This is a genomic window from Streptomyces sp. NPDC005408, from assembly GCF_040606445.1.
GTDB lineage: Bacteria > Actinomycetota > Actinomycetes > Streptomycetales > Streptomycetaceae > Streptomyces.
Window position 1 is genome coordinate 125,493 of sequence record NZ_JBEXEX010000015.1, and the last position, 19,033, is coordinate 144,525.

At 70.3% G+C, this 19,033-nt stretch carries 20 protein-coding genes; 14 read left to right on the forward strand and 6 right to left on the reverse strand.

What is annotated here, in order from left to right; all coding sequences use genetic code 11:
- Positions 1–2: 2 nt before the first annotated feature.
- A complete protein-coding gene (gene pruA / locus ABZS64_RS17010) occupies positions 3–1,634 on the forward strand; it encodes an L-glutamate gamma-semialdehyde dehydrogenase (protein ID WP_355829550.1) in 1,632 nt (543 codons plus the stop codon).
- A gap of 115 nt (positions 1,635–1,749) precedes the next feature.
- Complete coding sequence (locus ABZS64_RS17015) at positions 1,750–1,989, forward strand: hypothetical protein (RefSeq protein ID WP_355829553.1); 240 nt, start codon at positions 1,750–1,752, stop codon at positions 1,987–1,989.
- Here the strand turns inward: ABZS64_RS17015 and ABZS64_RS17020 are convergent.
- Both ABZS64_RS17020 and ABZS64_RS17025 read right to left on the reverse strand, forming a co-directional pair.
- Positions 1,979–2,341, reverse strand: a complete 363-nt coding sequence (locus ABZS64_RS17020) for a metalloregulator ArsR/SmtB family transcription factor (RefSeq protein WP_355829556.1) — start codon at positions 2,339–2,341, stop codon at positions 1,979–1,981. The genes ABZS64_RS17015 and ABZS64_RS17020 overlap by 11 nt on opposite strands.
- Positions 2,338–2,793: an SRPBCC family protein gene (locus ABZS64_RS17025; protein ID WP_355829559.1), complete on the reverse strand. Its 456-nt coding sequence runs from the start codon at positions 2,791–2,793 to the stop codon at positions 2,338–2,340. Before ABZS64_RS17025 ends, ABZS64_RS17020 begins: the two co-directional genes overlap by 4 nt.
- Before the next feature lie 121 nt (positions 2,794–2,914).
- Here ABZS64_RS17025 and ABZS64_RS17030 point away from each other — a divergent pair, with 121 nt between their 5' ends.
- Positions 2,915–3,457, forward strand: coding sequence for a GNAT family N-acetyltransferase (locus tag ABZS64_RS17030; RefSeq protein ID WP_355829562.1), 543 nt, complete (start codon positions 2,915–2,917; stop codon positions 3,455–3,457).
- Positions 3,458–3,475: 18 nt separating this feature from the next.
- Here the strand turns inward: ABZS64_RS17030 and ABZS64_RS17035 are convergent, their stop codons facing one another.
- Entirely contained in the window at positions 3,476–4,339 is an 864-nt protein-coding gene (locus tag ABZS64_RS17035; RefSeq protein WP_355829565.1) for an NAD(P)-dependent oxidoreductase, read from the reverse strand.
- A 132-nt stretch (positions 4,340–4,471) separates the two neighbouring features.
- On the opposite strand from ABZS64_RS17035, the gene ABZS64_RS17040 reads away from it, so the two are divergent.
- Entirely contained in the window at positions 4,472–5,308 is an 837-nt protein-coding gene (locus tag ABZS64_RS17040; protein WP_355829568.1) for a helix-turn-helix transcriptional regulator, read from the forward strand.
- Here ABZS64_RS17040 and ABZS64_RS17045 read toward each other — a convergent pair.
- On the reverse strand, positions 5,298–5,453 hold the full coding sequence (locus tag ABZS64_RS17045; RefSeq protein WP_355829648.1) for a hypothetical protein: 156 nt from the start codon (positions 5,451–5,453) through the stop codon (positions 5,298–5,300). The genes ABZS64_RS17040 and ABZS64_RS17045 overlap by 11 nt on opposite strands.
- A 123-nt stretch (positions 5,454–5,576) precedes the next feature.
- Here ABZS64_RS17045 and ABZS64_RS17050 point away from each other — a divergent pair, with 123 nt between their 5' ends.
- Positions 5,577–6,677, forward strand: coding sequence for a calcium-binding protein (locus ABZS64_RS17050; RefSeq protein WP_355829570.1), 1,101 nt, complete (start codon positions 5,577–5,579; stop codon positions 6,675–6,677).
- Positions 6,678–6,721: 44 nt separating this feature from the next.
- Here ABZS64_RS17050 and ABZS64_RS17055 read toward each other — a convergent pair whose 3' ends face one another.
- The gene (locus tag ABZS64_RS17055) at positions 6,722–7,705 is read right to left on the reverse strand and encodes an NADP-dependent oxidoreductase (RefSeq protein WP_355829572.1); all 984 of its coding nucleotides are present in this window, start codon (positions 7,703–7,705) and stop codon (positions 6,722–6,724) included.
- A gap of 101 nt (positions 7,706–7,806) precedes the next feature.
- On the opposite strand from ABZS64_RS17055, the gene ABZS64_RS17060 reads away from it, so the two are divergent.
- The 4 genes from ABZS64_RS17060 (at position 7,807) to ABZS64_RS17075 (ending at position 11,470) form a co-directional block, all read left to right on the forward strand.
- Entirely contained in the window at positions 7,807–8,676 is an 870-nt protein-coding gene (locus tag ABZS64_RS17060; RefSeq protein WP_355829575.1) for a LysR family transcriptional regulator, read from the forward strand.
- A 202-nt stretch (positions 8,677–8,878) separates the two neighbouring features.
- Positions 8,879–9,007, forward strand: coding sequence for a hypothetical protein (locus ABZS64_RS17065; protein WP_326652808.1), 129 nt, complete (start codon positions 8,879–8,881; stop codon positions 9,005–9,007).
- 100 nt (positions 9,008–9,107) lie between these two features.
- Complete coding sequence (locus ABZS64_RS17070; protein ID WP_355829578.1) at positions 9,108–10,151, forward strand: 3-isopropylmalate dehydrogenase; 1,044 nt, start codon at positions 9,108–9,110, stop codon at positions 10,149–10,151.
- A 230-nt stretch (positions 10,152–10,381) separates the two neighbouring features.
- A complete protein-coding gene (locus ABZS64_RS17075) occupies positions 10,382–11,470 on the forward strand; it encodes a branched-chain amino acid aminotransferase (RefSeq protein ID WP_355829581.1) in 1,089 nt (362 codons plus the stop codon).
- 71 nt (positions 11,471–11,541) lie between these two features.
- On the opposite strand, the gene ABZS64_RS17080 is transcribed toward ABZS64_RS17075, so the two are convergent.
- Positions 11,542–12,963, reverse strand: a complete 1,422-nt coding sequence (locus ABZS64_RS17080; protein ID WP_355829584.1) for a cytosine permease — start codon at positions 12,961–12,963, stop codon at positions 11,542–11,544.
- A gap of 125 nt (positions 12,964–13,088) precedes the next feature.
- On the opposite strand from ABZS64_RS17080, the gene ureA reads away from it, so the two are divergent.
- The 5 genes from ureA (at position 13,089) to ABZS64_RS17105 (ending at position 18,597) form a co-directional block, all read left to right on the forward strand.
- Entirely contained in the window at positions 13,089–13,775 is a 687-nt protein-coding gene (gene ureA / locus ABZS64_RS17085) for an urease subunit gamma (RefSeq protein WP_355829587.1), read from the forward strand.
- Positions 13,775–15,457 carry an urease subunit alpha gene (locus tag ABZS64_RS17090; protein ID WP_355829590.1) on the forward strand — a complete coding sequence of 561 codons (1,683 nt, stop codon included), beginning with the start codon at positions 13,775–13,777 and terminating at the stop codon, positions 15,455–15,457. Before ureA ends, ABZS64_RS17090 begins: the two co-directional genes overlap by 1 nt.
- A 33-nt stretch (positions 15,458–15,490) precedes the next feature.
- Complete coding sequence (locus ABZS64_RS17095) at positions 15,491–16,510, forward strand: agmatine deiminase family protein (protein ID WP_355829592.1); 1,020 nt, start codon at positions 15,491–15,493, stop codon at positions 16,508–16,510.
- A gap of 75 nt (positions 16,511–16,585) precedes the next feature.
- Positions 16,586–17,188: a TetR/AcrR family transcriptional regulator gene (locus ABZS64_RS17100; protein ID WP_355829595.1), complete on the forward strand. Its 603-nt coding sequence runs from the start codon at positions 16,586–16,588 to the stop codon at positions 17,186–17,188.
- 92 nt (positions 17,189–17,280) lie between these two features.
- The gene (locus ABZS64_RS17105; protein WP_355829597.1) at positions 17,281–18,597 is read left to right on the forward strand and encodes an MFS transporter; all 1,317 of its coding nucleotides are present in this window, start codon (positions 17,281–17,283) and stop codon (positions 18,595–18,597) included.
- Positions 18,598–19,033: the final 436 nt, after the last annotated feature.

Here is a 19,033-nt window from a genome sequence, read left to right on the forward strand (position 1 = left end):
TCATGGACGCTGTCACCCAGGTCCCCGCCCCGGTCAACGAGCCGGTGCACGGCTACGCCCCCGGTTCCCCCGAGCGCGCCCGTCTGGAGGCCAAGCTCAAGGAGCTGTCCGAGAACCCGATCGAGCTGCCGATGACGATCGGCGGCGTGAAGCGGATGGGCGGCGGCGAGCGCTTCGACGTCGTACAGCCGCACAACCACAAGTCCGTCATCGGCACCTTCGCCGGGGCCACCCAGCAGGACGCGCAGGACGCGATCGACGCCGCGCTGGCCGCCGCTCCGGCGTGGCGTGCGATGGACTTCGACGACCGCGCCGCGATCATCCTGCGCGCGGCCGAGCTGCTGGCCGGTCCGTGGCGCGAGACGCTCGCCGCCTCCACCATGCTGGGCCAGTCGAAGACCGCGCAGCAGGCCGAGATCGACACCCCCTGTGAGCTCGTCGACTTCTGGCGCTTCAACGTCAAGTACGCCCGCGACCTGCTCGCCGAGCAGCCGCCGGCCAATTCGCCGGGTGTGTGGAACCGTCTGGACCACCGCCCGCTCGAGGGCTTCGTCTACGCGATCACGCCCTTCAACTTCACCGCCATCGCGGGCAACCTGCCCACCGCCCCGGCCCTGATGGGCAATGTCGTGGTGTGGAAGCCGTCCCCGACGCAGACGCACGCCGCCGTGCTGCTGATGCAGCTGCTCGAGGAGGCGGGCCTGCCCAAGGGCGTCATCAACCTGGTGACGGGCGACGGCATCGCCGTCTCCGACGTGGCGCTGAACCACCCCGACCTGGCCGGTATCCACTTCACCGGCTCGACCAAGACCTTCCAGCACCTGTGGAAGACGGTCGGCAACAACATCGAGAAGTACCGCTCCTACCCGCGCATCGTCGGTGAGACGGGCGGCAAGGACTTCGTCGTCGCCCACCCGAGCGCCGACCGCGCGGTGCTGAAGACCGCGCTGACCCGTGGCTCCTTCGAGTTCCAGGGCCAGAAGTGTTCGGCGTCCTCGCGTGCGTACGTCCCCGCCTCGATCTGGAACTCCGGCTTCAAGGAGGAGTTCGCGGCCGAGGTCGACGGCATCAAGATGGGTGACGTCACCGACCTGTCGAACTTCGTCGGCGCCGTGATCGACGAGCGTGCCTTCGCCAAGAACAAGGCCGCGATCGACTGCGCGAAGGAGGACCCGAGCTGCACGATCGTCGCGGGCGGGACCTACGACGACTCGGTCGGTTACTTCGTCCGCCCGACGGTCGTCGAGTGCTCGGACCCGGCCAACGAGGTCTTCACCACCGAGTACTTCGGCCCGTTCCTCGCGATCCACGTCTACGAGGACGACCAGTACGACGCGATGCTGGAGCAGATGGAGTCGGTGTCGGCGTACGCCCTGACCGGCGCGGTCATCGCCAACGACCGTGCGGCGGCCGCGTACACGATGGAGAAGCTGCGGTACGCCGCGGGCAACTTCTACATCAACGACAAGTCCACCGGCGCGGTGGTCGGCCAGCAGCCCTTCGGCGGCGGCCGCGCCTCCGGCACCAATGACAAGGCGGGTGCCCCGCAGAACCTGATGCGCTGGACGCTGACCCGCGCGATCAAGGAGACGCTGGTGGCGCCGACGGACTACTCCTACCCGCACATGGGCTGACACGCCTCGCGTGAACCCTGAACCCCGCCCCCGTCCCGGCCCCCACGCCGGGACGGGGGCGGTTCACGTTGTGCGGGTCTACGCTGCTGGAAGGGGGTGCCGGAAGGAGGGCGTGATGCCAGGTTCAACGACGTTGAACGCCGGGCACGGGGTCGATCCGGTCGAGCACACCGATGCCGTGCGCCTCGCCTCCGTACTGCGGGAACTGAGCGGTCTGCTGACCGTGGACGGACCGAACCGGCTTACTGATGCGCAGGTCAGTGCCTTGTGCGGGGGACAGGTGCATCACCGGCAGGAGTTCGGCGAGTGGGTCGCCGGGCTTGCGCGGGAGCTGAACCGGAAGATTACGGCGTAGCTGTGTCCGCCTCCGCCTCCGGATCCGACTCCGCGAGGCGCTTGATCGCCGAAAGCCGGGTGTCCCAGTCCGAGGCCACACGGTCCATCCACCGCGCCGTGACGCCCAGCCGCGCCGGCAGGACCGTGTAGCGCGCCTCGCGGCCCTCCCGGTGTCCGGCCACCAGGCCGGCCCGGGTGAGGACCGCGAGGTGCTTGACGATCGCCTGCCGGCTGACCGGCAGCTCCGTCGCCAGGACCGTGGCGGTCGCCTCGCCGTGCGCGGCGAGGGCGTCCAGTATCCGGCGGCGGGTCGGGTCCGCCAGGGCGGACAGGACCTCCGTCACGGCATCCTGGTCCGATTCCGTCGTCATGCGGCAAGCTTCTCCGCGTACTTCTGGAGGTTGCCGACCACCTCGGTCCAGCCGGCCGAGTGGCCCTCGTATCCGGCCGTGTCGACCTTGTCCTCGGGGATGGCGATGGCGGCGAAGCCGGTCTCCACCACGCGCAGGTGCGTGCCGTCGCCGTCCGGGGTGAGGGTGAACTCCACCAGGGTGGAGTTGCCTTCGACGGCCTGCTCCCCGGGGAAGGCGCTCGCCCAGCGGTACGAGAGGTGGTGCGGCGGGTCGACCTTCACGATCGTGGTCGGGAACTGTCCGTACGTGCCGTGGTCGAGTTCCATGGTCCCGCCCGGCCGCAGGTCGACCGGGGTCGGCTTGCCCTGGCCGAACCAGGAGCCGATGTGCTCGGGCTCGGTGAGCACGGCCCACACGCGCTCCACCGGTGCGGCGATGGTGATCTCTCGTTCGATGCGGTCCTTGCTCATGATCCCTGCCTCCTGGTCGGGTATGACGTGCTACCCAATGGTTGCACGTCACTGCCGAAAGGTGCAACCCCTCGGTTGCACTAGCGGTCGCGGGCGGAGGTGGCCTGAGAAGATGCGGAGCATGAGTGAGTCGCTGCGCACCGCCCACACCTTCGAACTCGGCCCCGCCGAACTCCTCGAAATCCGCACCCTGTTGACGGACGCGTTCCACGGCGCCTTCAGCGACGACGACTGGGACCACAGCCTGGGCGGCATCCATGCGCTGGTGCACGAGGACGGGGAGCTCGTCGCGCACGGCAGCGTGATCCAGCGCCGCGTGATCCACGGCCACCGCTCGCTGCGTATCGGATACGTCGAGGGGGTGGCGGTCCGCGCGGACCGGCGGCGGCGCGGCCTCGGCGGACTGGTGATGGAGACGCTGGAGCGGGTGATCGACGGCGCGTACGAGTTCGGGGCGCTCTCCTCGTCCGACGCCGGCGCCGAGCTGTACCGGGCCCGCGGCTGGCAGGTCTGGGAGGGGCCGATCGCCGCGCAGGGCCCGGGCCGGATCGTTCCGCTGCCGGACGAGGAGGGCAGTACCTACGTCCGCCCGGCGGCGAACCGTCCGCTCCCGGACCCCGGCCGCGAACTCACCTTCGACTGGCGCGACGGCGACGTCCTCTAGGTCCTGTCCGGCAGCGGCTCACAGCGCCCCCGCGTCCCGCGCCGTCCACACCGACGGATACAGCGGACGGAATCCGAGCTCGTCCCGGATCCGTACGGTCGACACCACCCCGAGCCACGGGTCGGGATCGGTCCGCTCCGCCAACTCCTCAGGTACGGCGGTCCCGTTGAGCTGATGCAGCTCCACCGCCGTCACCGGAGCGTCGTCCGCGATGTTGTACTTGCGGCCCGCAGCCCCCGGCGCGTACAGCAGGCGCAGCAGACCCTGCGCCACATCCGCGTGGTGCACCATCGGCAGCCGCTGGTGCCCGGCCCAGTGTCCGGCCCACATCAGGGACTGGGCCAGATGCGGATCGCCCTCGCCGTACACGAAGGCCAGGCTGCCGATCCGTACATCGAGGCCCTGCTCCCGGTGCAGGGCCAGCAGCCCGGCCTCCGCCTCGGCCTTGGACGCGGCATACGCACCCCACATCGGCCCCCCGGGCAGCGGCTCGTCGTCCTCGACCAGCGGCCGCCCGCGGCCCGTGCCGTACGCGAGATTCGTGCTGACCTGGACGAACCTGCCCGTCCCGGCCTCCAGCGCGGCCCGCCCGAGGCTGAGGGCGGCATCCCGGTTGACCGCCCACGCCTCCTCGTCGGGTACCCCGCGGAACGCCGCCGCGATGTTCACCACCGCATCCGCACCGGCCAGCGCCTTGCGCACACTCGCCTCGTCCCGCAGCTCACCGACCGCGATCTCGGCGCCCAGCCCAGCGAGGGGCTCGCCTCGCTCCTCGTCCCGCACCAGCACCCGGACCGTGTCGCCGGGCGCGGTGCGCTGCAGCAGCCGCGGTACGAAACGCCGCCCGACCTCACCCGTCGAACCCGTCACCAGCGTCAGCATCACGCTCTCCTCTCGTCGTGCCACCCACACTGGGCGGCGCCGCCGCGGCGCGGGAGAGACGCGTCCATCCAGGGACCGGCACTCCCTGGATACGGCCTGGATACGGATCAGCCGCCCGGCCATGCTGGAGGGGTGGACAGAACCGAACTCGCCGACTTCCTGCGCCGCCGCCGTGCCCGGCTGGACCCGTCGGACGTCGGGCTGACGGCCGGCGCCCGCCGCCGCACACCCGGGCTGCGCCGCGAAGAGGTCGCCCAGCTCACCGGGATGTCCACCGACTACTACACCCGCCTGGAGCAGGCCCGCGGCTCGCGCCCCTCACGCCAGATGCTGTCCGCGCTGGCCAGAGCGCTGCGGCTGAGCGAGGACGAGCGCGACCATCTCTTCCATCTCGCGGGCGAGGAGCCGCCGCGCGAGACACAGGGATCGTCGCTCCATGTCCGGCCAGGTCTGCTGATGGTGCTCGACCGGCTGTACGACGCTCCCGCGCAGGTGATGAGCGACTGGGGCGAGGTCCTCGCGCAGAACGCCATGGCCGTCGCACTCGCCGGTGAGGCGGAGCCCGGCCGCAACATCATCCACCGCTACTTCACCGATCCGCGTACGCGCGAGCTCTTCCCGCCCGAGGACCGGGAAGAGCACGCGCGCACCCATGCGGCCCAGCTGCGGGCGGTGCTCGCAGCCCGGCCGCAGGACCCGGGACCGGCCGGTCTGGTGGCCGAACTGCTCGACCGGAGTGCGGAGTTCGCGGCGCTCTGGGAGCAGCACGAGGTGGCGGTCCGGCGTTCGGCGGTCAAGCGCTTCGTCCACCCCGTGGTCGGCCTGCTGGAACTGGACTGCGAGGTGCTGGCCGTTCCCGGCCAGGGCCAGGTCCTGGTCGTGCACTCGGCCCGGCCGGGGACGGAGGCCCACGAGCGGCTGGCGCTGCTCAGGGTCGTGGGCCTCCAGGACCTGACGGTCAGCCGCTGACGGACGCCGCCCCGGTCTCGATGTGGCCGGTGTACCGCCGCGACCACGTCGAGTCCGCATCGGCCGTGACCGTGAAGTCGTACCAGCCGTTCTGGTAGGCCACCTGCAATGGTCCACAGCCGTGCGGGAAGAGATCAGTGAACACCTGCTGAACTGCGCATTCGATCGCGAATCTGAATGGATGAATGGGGCTTCGCCGCGCGTCCCCTGCGCCCTGTGCTGGAAGGGATCCCGGGCCAGTGATCACGGCCTCACACAGGGAGCAGCCATGCCAGAGAAACGCAGAACGAGACCCGTCCGGCGAATCCTCCTGATCTGTTGCGCGAACGTCTTCGCGGCGACGGCCCTCGTCGGCCTGGGGGCCGCGGAAGCCGGAGCCCAGGTGGCGACGTGCTTCGGCGCCCCGGTGACGACCACGACCACGACCGGGACGCCGGGCCCGGACGTGATCGTCGGCACCGCCGGCGTTGACATCATCGACGGGCTCGGCGGCAACGACCTGATCTGCGGTCTGGGAGGCGACGACCTTCTGAGAGGCGGCCCGGGCAATGACCAGCTCGACGGCGGCGACGGCAATGACGGGCTGGTCGGCGACAGCTTCGACGTGACCGGCGTGACCACCGCGACCGGAAGGGACCGTCTGTTCGGTGGCGCGGGCGACGACGGCATGGTGGGAGACAACTCCGCGGGTTTCCAGGGCGTGGCCAGTGGCGCAGCGCCCGACTCCTTGTACGGCGGGCCGGGCGACGACAGCCTGACCGGCGACACCAGCGGGGAGTCCGCTTCCGGCGGTGCGAACGACCGTCTCGAAGGCGGCGAGGGCAACGACGCCCTCATCGGGGACTCGGTGGCCTTCTTCGACGTCTCCGGGGCCGGCGACGATGTGCTTCTGGAAGGCCCCGGCGAACTCGGCGATGCGACGGGCGACAGCGTCTCCATCGTGGGGAACGCGAACGGGGCCGGCGGTGACGACATCGTGGACCTGGGCGCGGACGGCGGCACGATCGCGACCGGCGACCATGCCGCTTCCGGGGGCACCGCGATCGGCTCCGGCAACGACCGGATCTTCGGCGGCAGCGCGGGCGAGTTCGCGATTGTCGGAGACAGCGGCTTGGGAGACCCCACCGGAGCGACCGCCGGGCGTGATGTGATCGTCGGGCGCGGCGGGGACGACGTCCTGTACGGCGACAACGTCGACCAGACCGGCGCATCGGTCACCACGGTGGGCGGGACCGACAGCATCGACGGCGGAGCCGGCAACGACACCCTCAGGGGCGGTCCCGCCGCCGACGTCCTGAACGGCAACGCCGGTACGGACGACTGCGACGGCGAAGCGGGCGCCGACTTCGAGACCAACTGCGAGATCTGACCGCGGACCACGGACCTGGGGGGCATCTCGCCTCGGCGGAGCGCTTACGCCTTGACGAGCATCTTCCCCAGGTTCTCGCCCCGCAGCATGCCGAGGAACGCCTCCACAATCCGCTCGAAACCCTCGACGACCGTGACATCCGGCGCGATGTGCCCGCTCTGCAGATGCGGTACGAGGAAGTCCTCGAACTCGCTCTGCACATCGGTGTAGTTGCGTACCAGCACCCCCTCCAGCCGCAGCGACTTCTCGACCACGGCGAAGAGATTGCGGGGCGCGGCCGGCGCCTCGGCGGTGTTGTACTGGGCGACAGCGCCGACCCAGGCGATCCGCCCACGATCCCGCAACGAGGCGATAGCGCCCTCCAGATGGTCGCCGCCGACGTTGTCCACGTACACGTCGATGCCCTCGGGCGCCGCTTTCGCCAGCAGCTCGCGCACCGTGCCGTCGTGGTAGTCGAAGGCTGCGTCGAAGCCCAGGTGCTCGGTGAGGTGCGCGACCTTCGCGGCCGAGCCCGCGCTGCCGACGATCCGTCCTGCGCCCAGGAGCCGGGCGATCCGCGCCACGGCGGTGCCGACGCCGCCCGCTGCCGCGGACACGAACAGGTCGTCTCCGGGCTTCAGTTGAACGGTCCGGGTGAGGGCGACATAGGCGGTGAGGCCGGTCCCGCCGAGGATGCTCAGATACGCGGAGAGCGACACACCGTCGTACGGCTTGATCTTCCGGCTGCCGTTCGTCCCCAGCGTCACCAGCGAGTGCGTACGCCAGCCCTGGCGGTGGAAGACCAGGTCTCCCTCGCTCAGCCCCGGGTCGAGGGACGCGACGACACGGCCGAGGGCGCGGCCCTCAAGCGGGGCGTTCAACTCGAAGTCCCCGTCCATCATTTCGCGGTGGTACGGGTCCACGGACCAGTAGAGATTCTCCACCAGCGCCGTGCCCGGCCCGGGGGCGGGCTCGGGAGCCTCGACGAAGGTGAAGTGCTCGGGGGAGGGGAAGCCGGTGGGGCGCGCGGTCTGCTGCACGGTGATCATGTGCAGGACCCTAGGGAGGAATCACACGGCCGGGCAGTGGGTTGCGTCGATGGAACGGCCTTATCCATCAACACTCCTCATACGACGAGGTGGGAGCCCCGATGCCCGATCTGGCACCTCACGAGCTGCGCATACTGATCGCCGTCGAGCGCGAGCGCGGATTCTCGGCCGCTGCCGCCGCCCTCGGCATGACCCAGTCCGCGGTCTCGCACTCGGTGCGCGCCAGTGAGCGCAAGATCGGGGCGGTGCTCTTCGAGCGCGGCCGCCGGGGCGCGACCCCGACCGCGGCCGGGACCCGGACCGTCGCGCACGCCCGCAGGATTCTGCGTCTCCTGGAGACGCTGGGTGCCGAGGCGCGCGGTGCGGAGGCGGAGACGGTGGCGGGACCGCTGCGCATCGCGGCCTTCCGCAGTGCCGCCCTGCATCTGCTGCCGCCCGCGCTGGAACGACTCACCGCACGCCACCCCGGGATCCAGCCCGAGGTGCGGATGGTGCGCGAGCTCGGCCGCGGCACGGCGGGGGAGGTCGCCGACGGGCACGCCGACCTGGGCATCGCGACGATCGGGACCACCTCTCCCGTACCGCCGGAGCTGGTCGGGGGAGTGCTGGTGGAGGAGGGGTACGCCCTGGTCCACCCGGCCGGGCACCCGGCGCCGCGCTCGCTCCCGCTGGTCGACTGGGCCGAGAACTGCACCTCGTACACGCGGGAATGGTGGGCGGAGCAGGAGTGGCTGCCGAAGGCGACCGTCCTGGCGGAGGACGACGGAGCAGTGCTCTCGATGGTGAGCAGTGGCTTCGGGATGGCCGTGATGCCGGAGCTGTCGCTGACCGGAGCGCCGGCCACAGTCGAGATCACTGATCTCGGACCGGAGCGCCCGACCCGCTCCGTCGGCTATGTCACCACCCCTGAGCTGGCGCGCAGTGTCGCTGTCAGGGCTCTGATCCGCGAGCTGAGAGCCCTCTCCCGGTGATCGCCGTCTCAGATAGTAGGAAGTCCGACTAATTGTGGAGACAGAAGCGCGTACCTGTCCTAGCTTTGTAGAAGCCGAACGTCTCGCTCGATCCAGCGAATGGCGGTCGTGAGCACGTGCCCCTGAGCAGGCAACCCCTGCGGCACCGCTCGCCGCCCCTTCCGGCGCCTCGAATCACGTTGATTTCAAGGAGTCGATCACCATGCCCGCTGAGACCGCACGCCGCGTCCGCCACTCCTCCCGTACGAGTGAGTCCGACCGCAAGAATGCCGCCGCCGCCCTGCAGCGAGCCCTCGACCGCAGGGACAACGGCGGCTCCACCGGCCACTGAGCTCTTTCAGCTCTTTCATCCTGCGGTCTTTCATCCTCCGGCACCGTCCGGATGGTGGACGCTACATGTCACGGGGTGGGACGCGGAGTAGGGTGCCGACATGTCTCGCAGCATCAATCTCGCAGTGATCCCCGGTGACGGCATCGGCCAGGAGGTCGTGGCCCAGGGCCTTAAGGTCCTGACGGCCGTCCTCCCGCAGGATGTGAAGCTGGAGACCAAGGAGTACGACCTCGGCGCCCAGCGCTGGCACCGCACCGGAGAGACCCTCCCCGACGCGGAACTCGACTCCCTCAAGAACCACGACGCGATCCTGCTCGGTGCGATCGGCGACCCGTCCGTGCCGTCCGGTGTGCTGGAGCGCGGGCTGCTGCTCAAGCTCCGCTTCGCCTTCGACCACTACGTCAACCTGCGTCCGTCGAAGCTGTTCCCGAACACCGCCACGCCGCTGGCCGGCCGCCCCGACATCGACTTCGTCGTCGTCCGCGAGGGCACCGAGGGCCCGTACACCGGCAACGGCGGTTCGCTCCGTACGGGCACGGAGCACGAGGTCGCCACCGAGGTCAGCCTCAACACGGCGTACGGCGTCGAGCGCGTCGTCCGTGACGCGTACGAGCGGGCCAACTCCCGCCCCCGCAAGAAGCTGACGCTGGTTCACAAGAACAACGTCCTCGTCTACGCCGGTCACATGTGGAAGAACATCTTCGACCGGGTCGGCAAGGAATACCCCGAGGTCACCACCGACTATCTGCACGTCGACGCGGCGACGATCTTCTTCGTCACCCAGCCGGAGCGCTTCGACGTCATCGTCACCGACAACCTTTTCGGTGACATTCTCACCGACCTCGCCGCCGCCGTGACCGGCGGTATCGGCCTGGCCGCGTCCGGCAACATCAACCCGACGGGGGCCTTCCCGTCGATGTTCGAGCCCGTCCACGGCTCGGCGCCCGACATCGCGGGCACCGGCAAGGCCGACCCGACGGCCACGATCCTGTCCGTCGCCCTCCTGCTGCGCCACCTCGGCTTCGAGGCCGAGGCCGTGCGGATCGAGGATGCCGTCACCGCCGACCTGGCGGGACGCGACGGCAGCACGGTCCGTACGACGGACGAAATCGGCGACGCGCTCGCGGTACGAGTAGCGGGCTGACCCGACGCTTTCAGTAAGCCGCCGGGTCGCAACGCACCCGGCGGCTTCTCCTGTGCGGCCTCCGGGTGCCACCATTCATCCCTGGACCGCCTTCACCCCGTTTCGTGCACGGTGCCCCGCGAGCGATAATCGAACGCGGGCCGCGGCATGCGGGAAAGCTCGGACGTCCTAGCAGTCGCAGCGGCGTGAGCGCGGTCCGTCACAAACAACCGGTGAAGGACACTGCACTCATGACGACGCCCACGATCGAGCTCAAGCCCTCCTCGTACCCGCTGTCCGACGCGGAGCGCGAGGCGATCCTGGTGAACCCCGGATTCGGCCGCCACTTCACCGACCACATGGTGACGATCAAGTGGACGGAGGGGCGTGGCTGGCACGACGCACAGCTCGTCCCGTACGCGCCGCTGTCGATCGACCCGGCCAATATGACCCTGCACTACGCGCAGGAGATCTTCGAGGGCCTCAAGGCATACCGCCGGCCCGACGGCTCGGTCGTGACCTTCCGCCCCGAGGCCAACGCCGAGCGCTTCCAGAGGTCGGCCCGCCGCCTGGCGATGCCGGAGCTGCCGGTCGAGACCTTCATCGCGGCGTGCGACGCGCTGGTCGAGCAGGACAAGGCATGGGTCCCGGCGCACGGCGGCGAGTCCTCGCTCTACCTGCGCCCCTTCATGATCGCGACCGAGGTCGGCCTGGGCGTGCGGCCCGCCAACGAGTACCTCTTCATCGTCATCGCCTCGCCCGCGGGCGCCTACTTCCCCGGCGGCGTCAAGCCGGTCTCCATCTGGCTGTCCGAGGACCGGGTGCGCGCCGTCCCCGGCGGCATGGGCGACGCCAAGACCGGCGGCAACTACGCCGCGTCCCTGCTCGCCCAGGCCGAGGCCGCCGCGAAGGGCTGCGACCAGGTCGCCTACCTCGACGCCGTCGAGCACAAGTGGGTCGAGGAACTGGGCGGCATGAACCTGTACTTCGTGTACGGGAACCGCATCGTGACCCCCGAGCTCACCGGCTCGCTGCTCGCGGGCATCACCCGTGACTCGCTTCTCCGGCTCGCCAAGGACCTCGGCTACGAGTCCGAGGAGGGCAGGGTCTCCATCGACCAGTGGAAGGCCGACACCGAGAACGGCACGCTCACCGAGGTCTTCGCCTGCGGCACTGCCGCGGTCATCACGCCGGTCGGCCTGGTGAAGTCCGCGGGCGGCGAGTGGAAGCAGTCCGGCGGCCAGCCGGGCGAGGTCACGCTGCGGCTGCGCAAGGCGCTGCTGGACATCCAGACGGGCAGGGCCGAGGACGTCCACGGCTGGACCCACGAGCTGGGCTGACACGCGCCGGTCAGCAACGGGCCCGCCCCCTGCACGGCAGGGGGCGGGCCCGAGTGCTTGGCGCGGCAGGGTCAGGCAACGGCCACTTCCGGCTCGGGCGTGCGCTCCCGCGCCTGTGCCCGTCCGAGTCCCATGGCCAGATAACTCGCGCCGCCCACCAGGCCCGAGAAGACGAAGCTGCAGTCCACTCCGCCCGTCAGCGACAGCAGCCGACCCTCGTACAGCGGGGTCGAGACCGCCATCAGGCCGACCGCCGCGCCGATCGCCCAACTCGCCGTGGCCCGGGCGTTCCAGCCCGCGCGGAACCAGTAGATGCCGCCCCGCGCGCGGCGGTTGTAGACCTGGAGCGCCTCCGCGTCGTACTCGCCGCCGTTGCGGACATGGGCGATCATCGTGATCACCGCCCACGGCGTGCCGATCGCCGTCAGCAGCAGCACGAACGACGTCATCGCCGACTGCGCGTTCCACGCGAAATGGCCGAGGAAGACGAAGAAGGTCGCCACCGCCGCGACCACCAGCGTCGCCCGCGTCCGGGTCGCGCGCGGCAGGATCGCGTCCAGGTCTAGGCCCATCGAGTAGAGCATCAGGCCGGCGTTGCCGACCGAGCCGGCCGTGGCGGCCAGGAGCAGCGGGACCAGGTACCAGACGGGTGACGCGGCCACCAGCGGGCCCGCGTAGTCGAGCGAGGCGCGGGCCGCGAGTGCCGTGTACGTGCCGAAGAGCTGGGGGATCAGCAGACCCGCGACCAGTCCCACGCAGGTCGCCCGCAGCACCCGCTTCGGCTGGTGCTTGAGGGGTGAGATGTAGCGCGTGTAGTCGCCGAGCAGCGTGATGAAGGCGATCGGGCCGCTCAGACCCGCGGCGACCGCGGACAGCAGCCAGGTCGGCCAGAAGGAGCCCAGGAGGTACGGGGTGTCCGGCGGGGCGGCCGTGGTGAGGTCGGGGGCGTACGCGATCAGGCCGAGCAGGAGCAGCGCCGTCATGCCGATCGCCAGGACCTTGCTGAGCCGGAGCAGCAGGCGGTAGCCGTACACCGCTCCGACGACGGTACACGCGGCGAGCAGCGCGTATACGAGCGTGTGCGCGACCCCGCCGGTCGGCAGTCCGGCGATCCGGGCCAGCGTCCCGATCATCACGTCGCCGCCGATCCAGAGCGTCAGCGCGGTGTACCCGAGCGACAGCAGCAGCCCGACGACGGAGCCGACGAGCCGCCCGCGTACGCCAAAGGCCGCGCCGCTGGAGGTCGACAGGTTCGTCGCGGTACGCAGCGACACGAGCGCGAGCGGCGCGGTGACCGCGACTCCGGCGACCGTGCCCGCGACGATCGAGGTGACCGCCGGCCACAGGCCGAGACCGAAGGAGACCGGAAGCCAGCCGAAGACGATGACGCCCAGGCAGAGGTTCGATCCGAGAAGGATCGAGATGAGATCCCGGGGGGTGCTGGTGCGTTCCGCCTCCGGGATGGTGTCCACTCCGCGCTGTTCTATCGGCATGGGCTGCCCCTGACGCTCGACTGTTTGAGTGCTGCTCAATGTGACTCAAGGCGTGGTGGTCGGTCAATGCTTCCGTGAAAAGAAACTCGTGGTTAGAGTGGTGTTCAAACAGGAGGTGTGGTGACGTGCGACTGACCCCGACCGAGCGCGACCGGCTGCTGATCTTCGGCGCCGCCGAACTGGCGCGGGCCCGCCGGGCCCGTGGTCTGAGGCTCAATGTCCCCGAGGCGACCGCGCTCATCGCGGACACCGTCTGCGAGGCGGCCCGCGACGGACGCAGGCTCGCCGAGGCGATCGAGGCCGCGCGCAGCGTGCTGGGTCCCGACGACGTACTGCCCGGGGTGGCGGACGTGGTCACCGAGGTTCATGTGGAGGCCGTCTTCGACGACGGATCGCGGCTCGCCGTGGTCTCCAGCCCCATCGGCGGCGGCGGTCTTGGAGCGCAGGCACCCGGCGCGGTCGTCCCCGGGCCCGCGGACGCCGAGCCGGAGCCCGCCCTGCGGCTCACCGTCCGCAACACCGCGGCCGTCCCGGTCAGCGTCACCTCGCACTTCCACTTCTTCGAGGCCAACCCCCGGCTCGACTTCGACCGGGCCGCGGCCTACGGCATGCGCCTGTGCGTCCCCGCCGGGTCCTCCGTCCGCTTCGGCCCGGGCGGCGAGGCCGAGGTCGGCCTGCTGCCCATCGGCGGCGACAGGATCGCGATCGGCTTCGCCGGGCTCGTCGACGGCCCGCTGGACGGGCCGGGCGCGAAGGAAGAGGCCCTGCGGCGCGCGGCGGCCTGCGGCTACCTGGGAGCGGAGGGCCGCTGATGGACCCGTACGAGTACGCATCGGTGCACGGGCCGCGCGCGGGTGACCGGGTCGTCCTGGGCGACTCCGGACTCGTCGTCCGCGTCGAGTCGGACGCGCAGAAGCCCGGCGACGAATTCCTCGCCGGCTTCGGCAAGACCGCGCGCGACGGACTGCACCTGAAGGCCGCGGCCGTACGCGAGACCTGCGACGTCGTGATCAGCAATGTGCTGGTCATCGACCCCGTGCAGGGCATCCGCAAGGTGTCCGTCGGCATCCGCGAGGGCCGGATCGCGGCGATCGGGCGGGCCGGGAACCCCGACACCCTCGACGGTGTCGACGTCGTCGTCGGCACGGGCACGTCGATCGTCTCCGGCGAGGGCATGATCGCCACAGCCGGTGCCGTCGACACCCATGTCCATCTGCTCTCGCCGCGGATCATGGAGGCCTCGCTCGCCTCCGGTGTCACCACCGTCATCGGCCAGGAGTTCGGCCCGGTCTGGGGCGTCGGCGTCAACTCGCCGTGGGCCCTGCGCCACGCCTTCAACGCCTTCGACGCCTGGCCCGTCAACATCGGCTTCCTCGCCCGCGGATCGTCCTCCGACGACGCCCCGCTCGTCGAGGCGCTCGCCGAGGGCGGCGCGTCCGGCTTCAAGGTCCACGAGGACATGGGCGCGCACACCCGCGCCCTCGACACCGCGCTGCGGGTCGCCGAGGAGCACGACGTCCAAGTCGCCCTGCACAGTGACGGCCTGAACGAATGCCTCTCGGTCGAGGACACGCTGAAGGTCCTCGACGGCCGTACGATCCACGCCTTCCACATCGAGGGCTGCGGCGGCGGCCACGTCCCGAACGTGCTCAAAATGGCGGGCGTGCCGAATGTCATCGGCTCCTCAACCAACCCGACCCTGCCCTTCGGCCGGGACGCGGTCGCCGAGCACTACGGGATGATCGTCTCCGTACACGACCTCAAGACCGACCTTCCCGGCGACGCGGCCATGGCCCGCGACCGGATCCGGGCCGGGACGATGGGCGCGGAGGACGTACTGCACGACCTCGGCGCGATCGGCATCACCTCCTCGGACGCGCAGGGCATGGGGCGCGCGGGCGAGACGGTACGCCGCACCTTTGCAATGGCCGGGAAGATGAAGGCCGAGCTGGGCCCGATGGAGGGCGACGGCGCGCACGACGACAACGCGCGCGTGCTGCGCTACATGGCCAAGCTGACGATCAACCCCGCGATCGCGCACGGCCTCGCGCACGAGATCGGCTCCATCGAGGTGGGCAAGCTCGCGGACATCGTCCTGTGGAAGCCGCAGTACTTCGGGGCGAAGCCGCAGCTCGTACTGAAGTCGGGCTTCCCGGCGTACGGAGTGACGGGCGACCCGAACGCCGCCACCGACACCTGCGAACCGCTGGTCCTCGGGCCGCAGTTCGGGTCGTACGGAGCGACGGCCGCGGACATCTCGGTCGCCTTCGTCGCCAAGGCGGCGACCGAACTGGGCTCCGACATGATGCCGACGCGCCGCCGCCGGGTCGCCGTCCGCGGCACCCGCGGCATCGGCCCGGCCGATCTGCGGCTCAACTCCCGTATCGGCGACGTGGGGGTGGACGGCCGCACCGGCCTGGTCACGCTCGACGGCGACGCGCTGCGGTCCGAGCCCGCCGACTCGATCTCCCTCAACCGCCTCTACTTCCTCTAGCCCCAGCCCTCTAGTCCTCTAGGAGTCCGACCCATGAGCTTCCGTATGCCGCCCGAGTGGGCCCCGCACGAGCGCACCTGGATGGCCTGGCCCGGCCCGAACATCACCTTCACCGGGGACGACCTGGCTGCGTCCCGCCGGGCGTGGGCGTCCGTCGCCCAGGCCGTACGCCGCTTCGAACCGGTCACCATGGTCGTCGGCCCCGGCCAGTCGGAGGAGGCCCGCGCGCTGGTCGGCCCGGACATCGACCTCGTCGAGCGCGAGCTGGACGACGCATGGATGCGCGACATCGGCCCCACCTTCGTCACCGACGGGACGCGACTGGCCGCCGTGGACTGGGTGTTCAACGGCTGGGGCGCGCAGCAGTGGGCCACCTGGGACCACGACGCGAAGATCGCCCGCCATGTCGCTGACCTCGCGGGCGTACCCGTCCACAGCTCGCCCCTCGTCAACGAGGGCGGCGGCATCCATGTCGACGGCGAGGGCACGGTGCTGCTGACGGAGACCGTGCAGCTCGGCCCCGAGCGCAACCCCGGCTGGTCGAGGGACGAGGTCGAGGCCGAGATCCACTCGAAGCTCGGCACGACCAAGGCGATCTGGCTGCGCCGCGGCCTGACCGCGGACTACCCGCCCCACGGCTTCGGCACCCTCGGTCACGTCGACATCGTCGCCGCCTTCGCAGGCCCGGGCGTCATAGTCGCCCACACACAGCCGGACCCGGCCCACCCCGACCACGAGCTCTGCAAGGAGAACGTGGAAATGCTCAAGCTCCAGACGGACGCCCGGGGCCGCCGCATCGAGATCGTCGAGATCCCCGCGCCGACGGCCCTGCGCGAGGAGGACGGCGGCTGGGCCGACTACTCGTACATCAACCACTACGTCTGCAACGGCGGCGTGGTGCTGTGCGCCTTCGACGACCCGCGCGACGAGATCGCGGCGGGCATCTTCCGCAGGCTCTACCCCGACCGCACGGTGACGCTGGTCGACGCCCGGATGATCTTCGCCGGGGGCGGCGGCATCCACTGCATCACTCAGCAGCAGCCGAGGGTCTGATGGTCCGTCCACCCGCCGGTTCGCGATCAGGTAGAACATACGGGTGAACGTGTTCCTGAAGGTGGTTGTCGCCGTATGACCCCCGCCCCCCGCCGTCGCAATATCGCGCCGCCACGGGAGTCCGTGCTCGTCGCCGCCATGGCCACCATCGCCGAGCGCGGGCTCGACGGGCTGACCATGGCCGGGCTCGGGCGTGAGGTGGGGATGAGCAGCGGGCATCTGCTCTATTACTTCCGCACCAAGGACGAGCTCCTTCTCCAGACACTGGAGTGGAGCGAGGGCCGCCTCGGTGCGGAGCGCAGTGCGCTGCTCTCCCGGCAGGGTCCCGTGCGTGAGCGGCTCGACGCGTATGTCGATCTGTACGTGCCCGACGGGCCGCGCGATCCCCACTGGACGCTCTGGCTCGAGGTCTGGAACCGCTCGCAGAACGCCGACGCCGACGCCCGCGCTCGCCAGGCCGCCATCGAGGGGGCCTGGCACCGGGATCTGGTCGCGCTGATCGCCGAAGGGATCTCGCGCGGCGAGTTCCGCTCCGTCGACCCCGACCGCTTCGCCGCCCGGCTGCGTGCCCTCCTCGACGGGTTCAGTGTCCATGTCGCCGTCGGCATACCGGGTACCGGGCGGCCCCAAGTCCTCGCTCATGTGAAGGAGTTCATCGAGGACTCACTGCTGCCCTGATCGGTCCATGAACGCAACGTACGCAAGTACTCCCGATCGTTGCTTACTGCACCCTTGTCCGCCTCCCGGCCCCTCCGGCACGGTTTCGGATCATGGGACGAGAGCATTGGAAAAAGATCTGGGTCGGCTCCGCCGGCAACATGGTCGAGTGGTTCGACTGGTTCGTGTACGCGAGCTTCGCCACCTACTTCGCGGGGGCGTTCTTCCCCGACGGGAACGACACCGCCAAGCTCATGAACACCGCCGGCATCTTCGCCGTCGGCTTCTTCATGCGCCCCGTCGGCGGCTGGCTGCTCGGCCGCGTCGGTGACCGCAAGGGCCGCAAGGCGGCGCTGACCCTCACCGTCAGCCTGATGTCCGCCTCCGCCGTCCTCATCGCGATCGCGCCGACCTACGGGGTGGCGGGATACGGGGGCGCGGTGGTGCTGCTCGTGGCCCGGCTGCTCCAGGGCCTCTCGGTCGGCGGCGAGTACGCGGCCAGCGCCACCTACCTGACCGAGGCGTCCGCGCCCCAGCACCGGGGCTTCGCCTCCAGTTTCCAGTACGTCTCGATGACCGCGGGCCAGATCGTCGGCCTCGGCCTGCAGATCGTGCTGCAGCGCACGATGTCGGACGACGCGCTGCACAGCTGGGGCTGGCGCATCCCGTTCATCATCGGGGCGCTGGGCGCGGCGATCGTCTTCTATCTGCGGCGCAACATGCTCGAGACCGAGGTGTACGAGGAGTCCGGCGACGACACCCCCGCCGGGGACAAGGGCACGATCAAGGCGCTGTGGGCGCACAAGCGGGAGGCGTTCCTGGTCATCGCGCTGACGATGGGCGGGACGGTCGCCTACTACACATACACGACCTATCTGACGAAGTACCTCTCCAATTCGGCCGGGCTGCCGAAGCAGACGGCGACGCTCGTCTCGTTCTGCGCGCTGATCGTTTTCGCCTGCCTCCAGCCGCTCGCGGGCAAGCTGTCCGACCGGATCGGCCGCCGTCCGCTGCTGATCACCTTCGCGGTCGGCTCGACGTTCCTGACGGTCCCGATCATGACGCTGCTCAAGCACGCGGGTTCGTTCTGGCCGGCGCTCGGGCTTTCGCTGCTCGCGCTGGTCGTGATCACGGGCTACACGTCCATCAACGCCTGCGTGAAGGCGGAACTGTTCCCGACCAGCATCCGCGCACTGGGAGTGGCGCTGCCGTACGCGATCGCCAACGCGCTGTTCGGCGGGACGGCGGAGTATGTGGCGCTGTGGTTCAAGGACGCGGGGGTGGAGTCGGGGTTCTACTGGTACGTGGCGGGGTGTGCGGCGGTGTCGCTGGTGGTCTACCTGACGATGCGGGAGACGCGGGACATTGATCTGAAGCGGGTCGCGGTGCCGGACCAGGAGGTGGAGACCGTCCCTTCGCGGGTGGCCTGACGCCCTTCGCGCGTGTCCTCAAACGCCGGCGGGGCTGAATGTGCGGCCCGGCCGCACATTCAGCCCCGTGGGGGTCCCCCGGACGAAGTCTGGGGGAGTTTGAGGCGCGGGGTCCGGGGCGGAGTCCCGGGGGCACCCCGACCGCATCGTGAGACTCCCGTCCACCCCCGCCCAGGCTGTGGCAGACTGCCACCGTGCTCTCGTACGCCATGATTATCGGCAAGAGCGCGCCGGTCCGCAGTGACCGCTGACCCGTGGACAGTAACCCCCCACGACAGCGACACCGTGCCCCAGACCCGCGCGCAGACCTCTCGCACCCGCGAGGGGTTTTTTCGTTTTACGGCCCCACCCCGGCCCAGGAACGAACCGCGCGAAGATGGGGGCAAGTGGAGCCAGAACTTCCGGAGCCACGAACCCGACAGGAGTCAACTCAGCC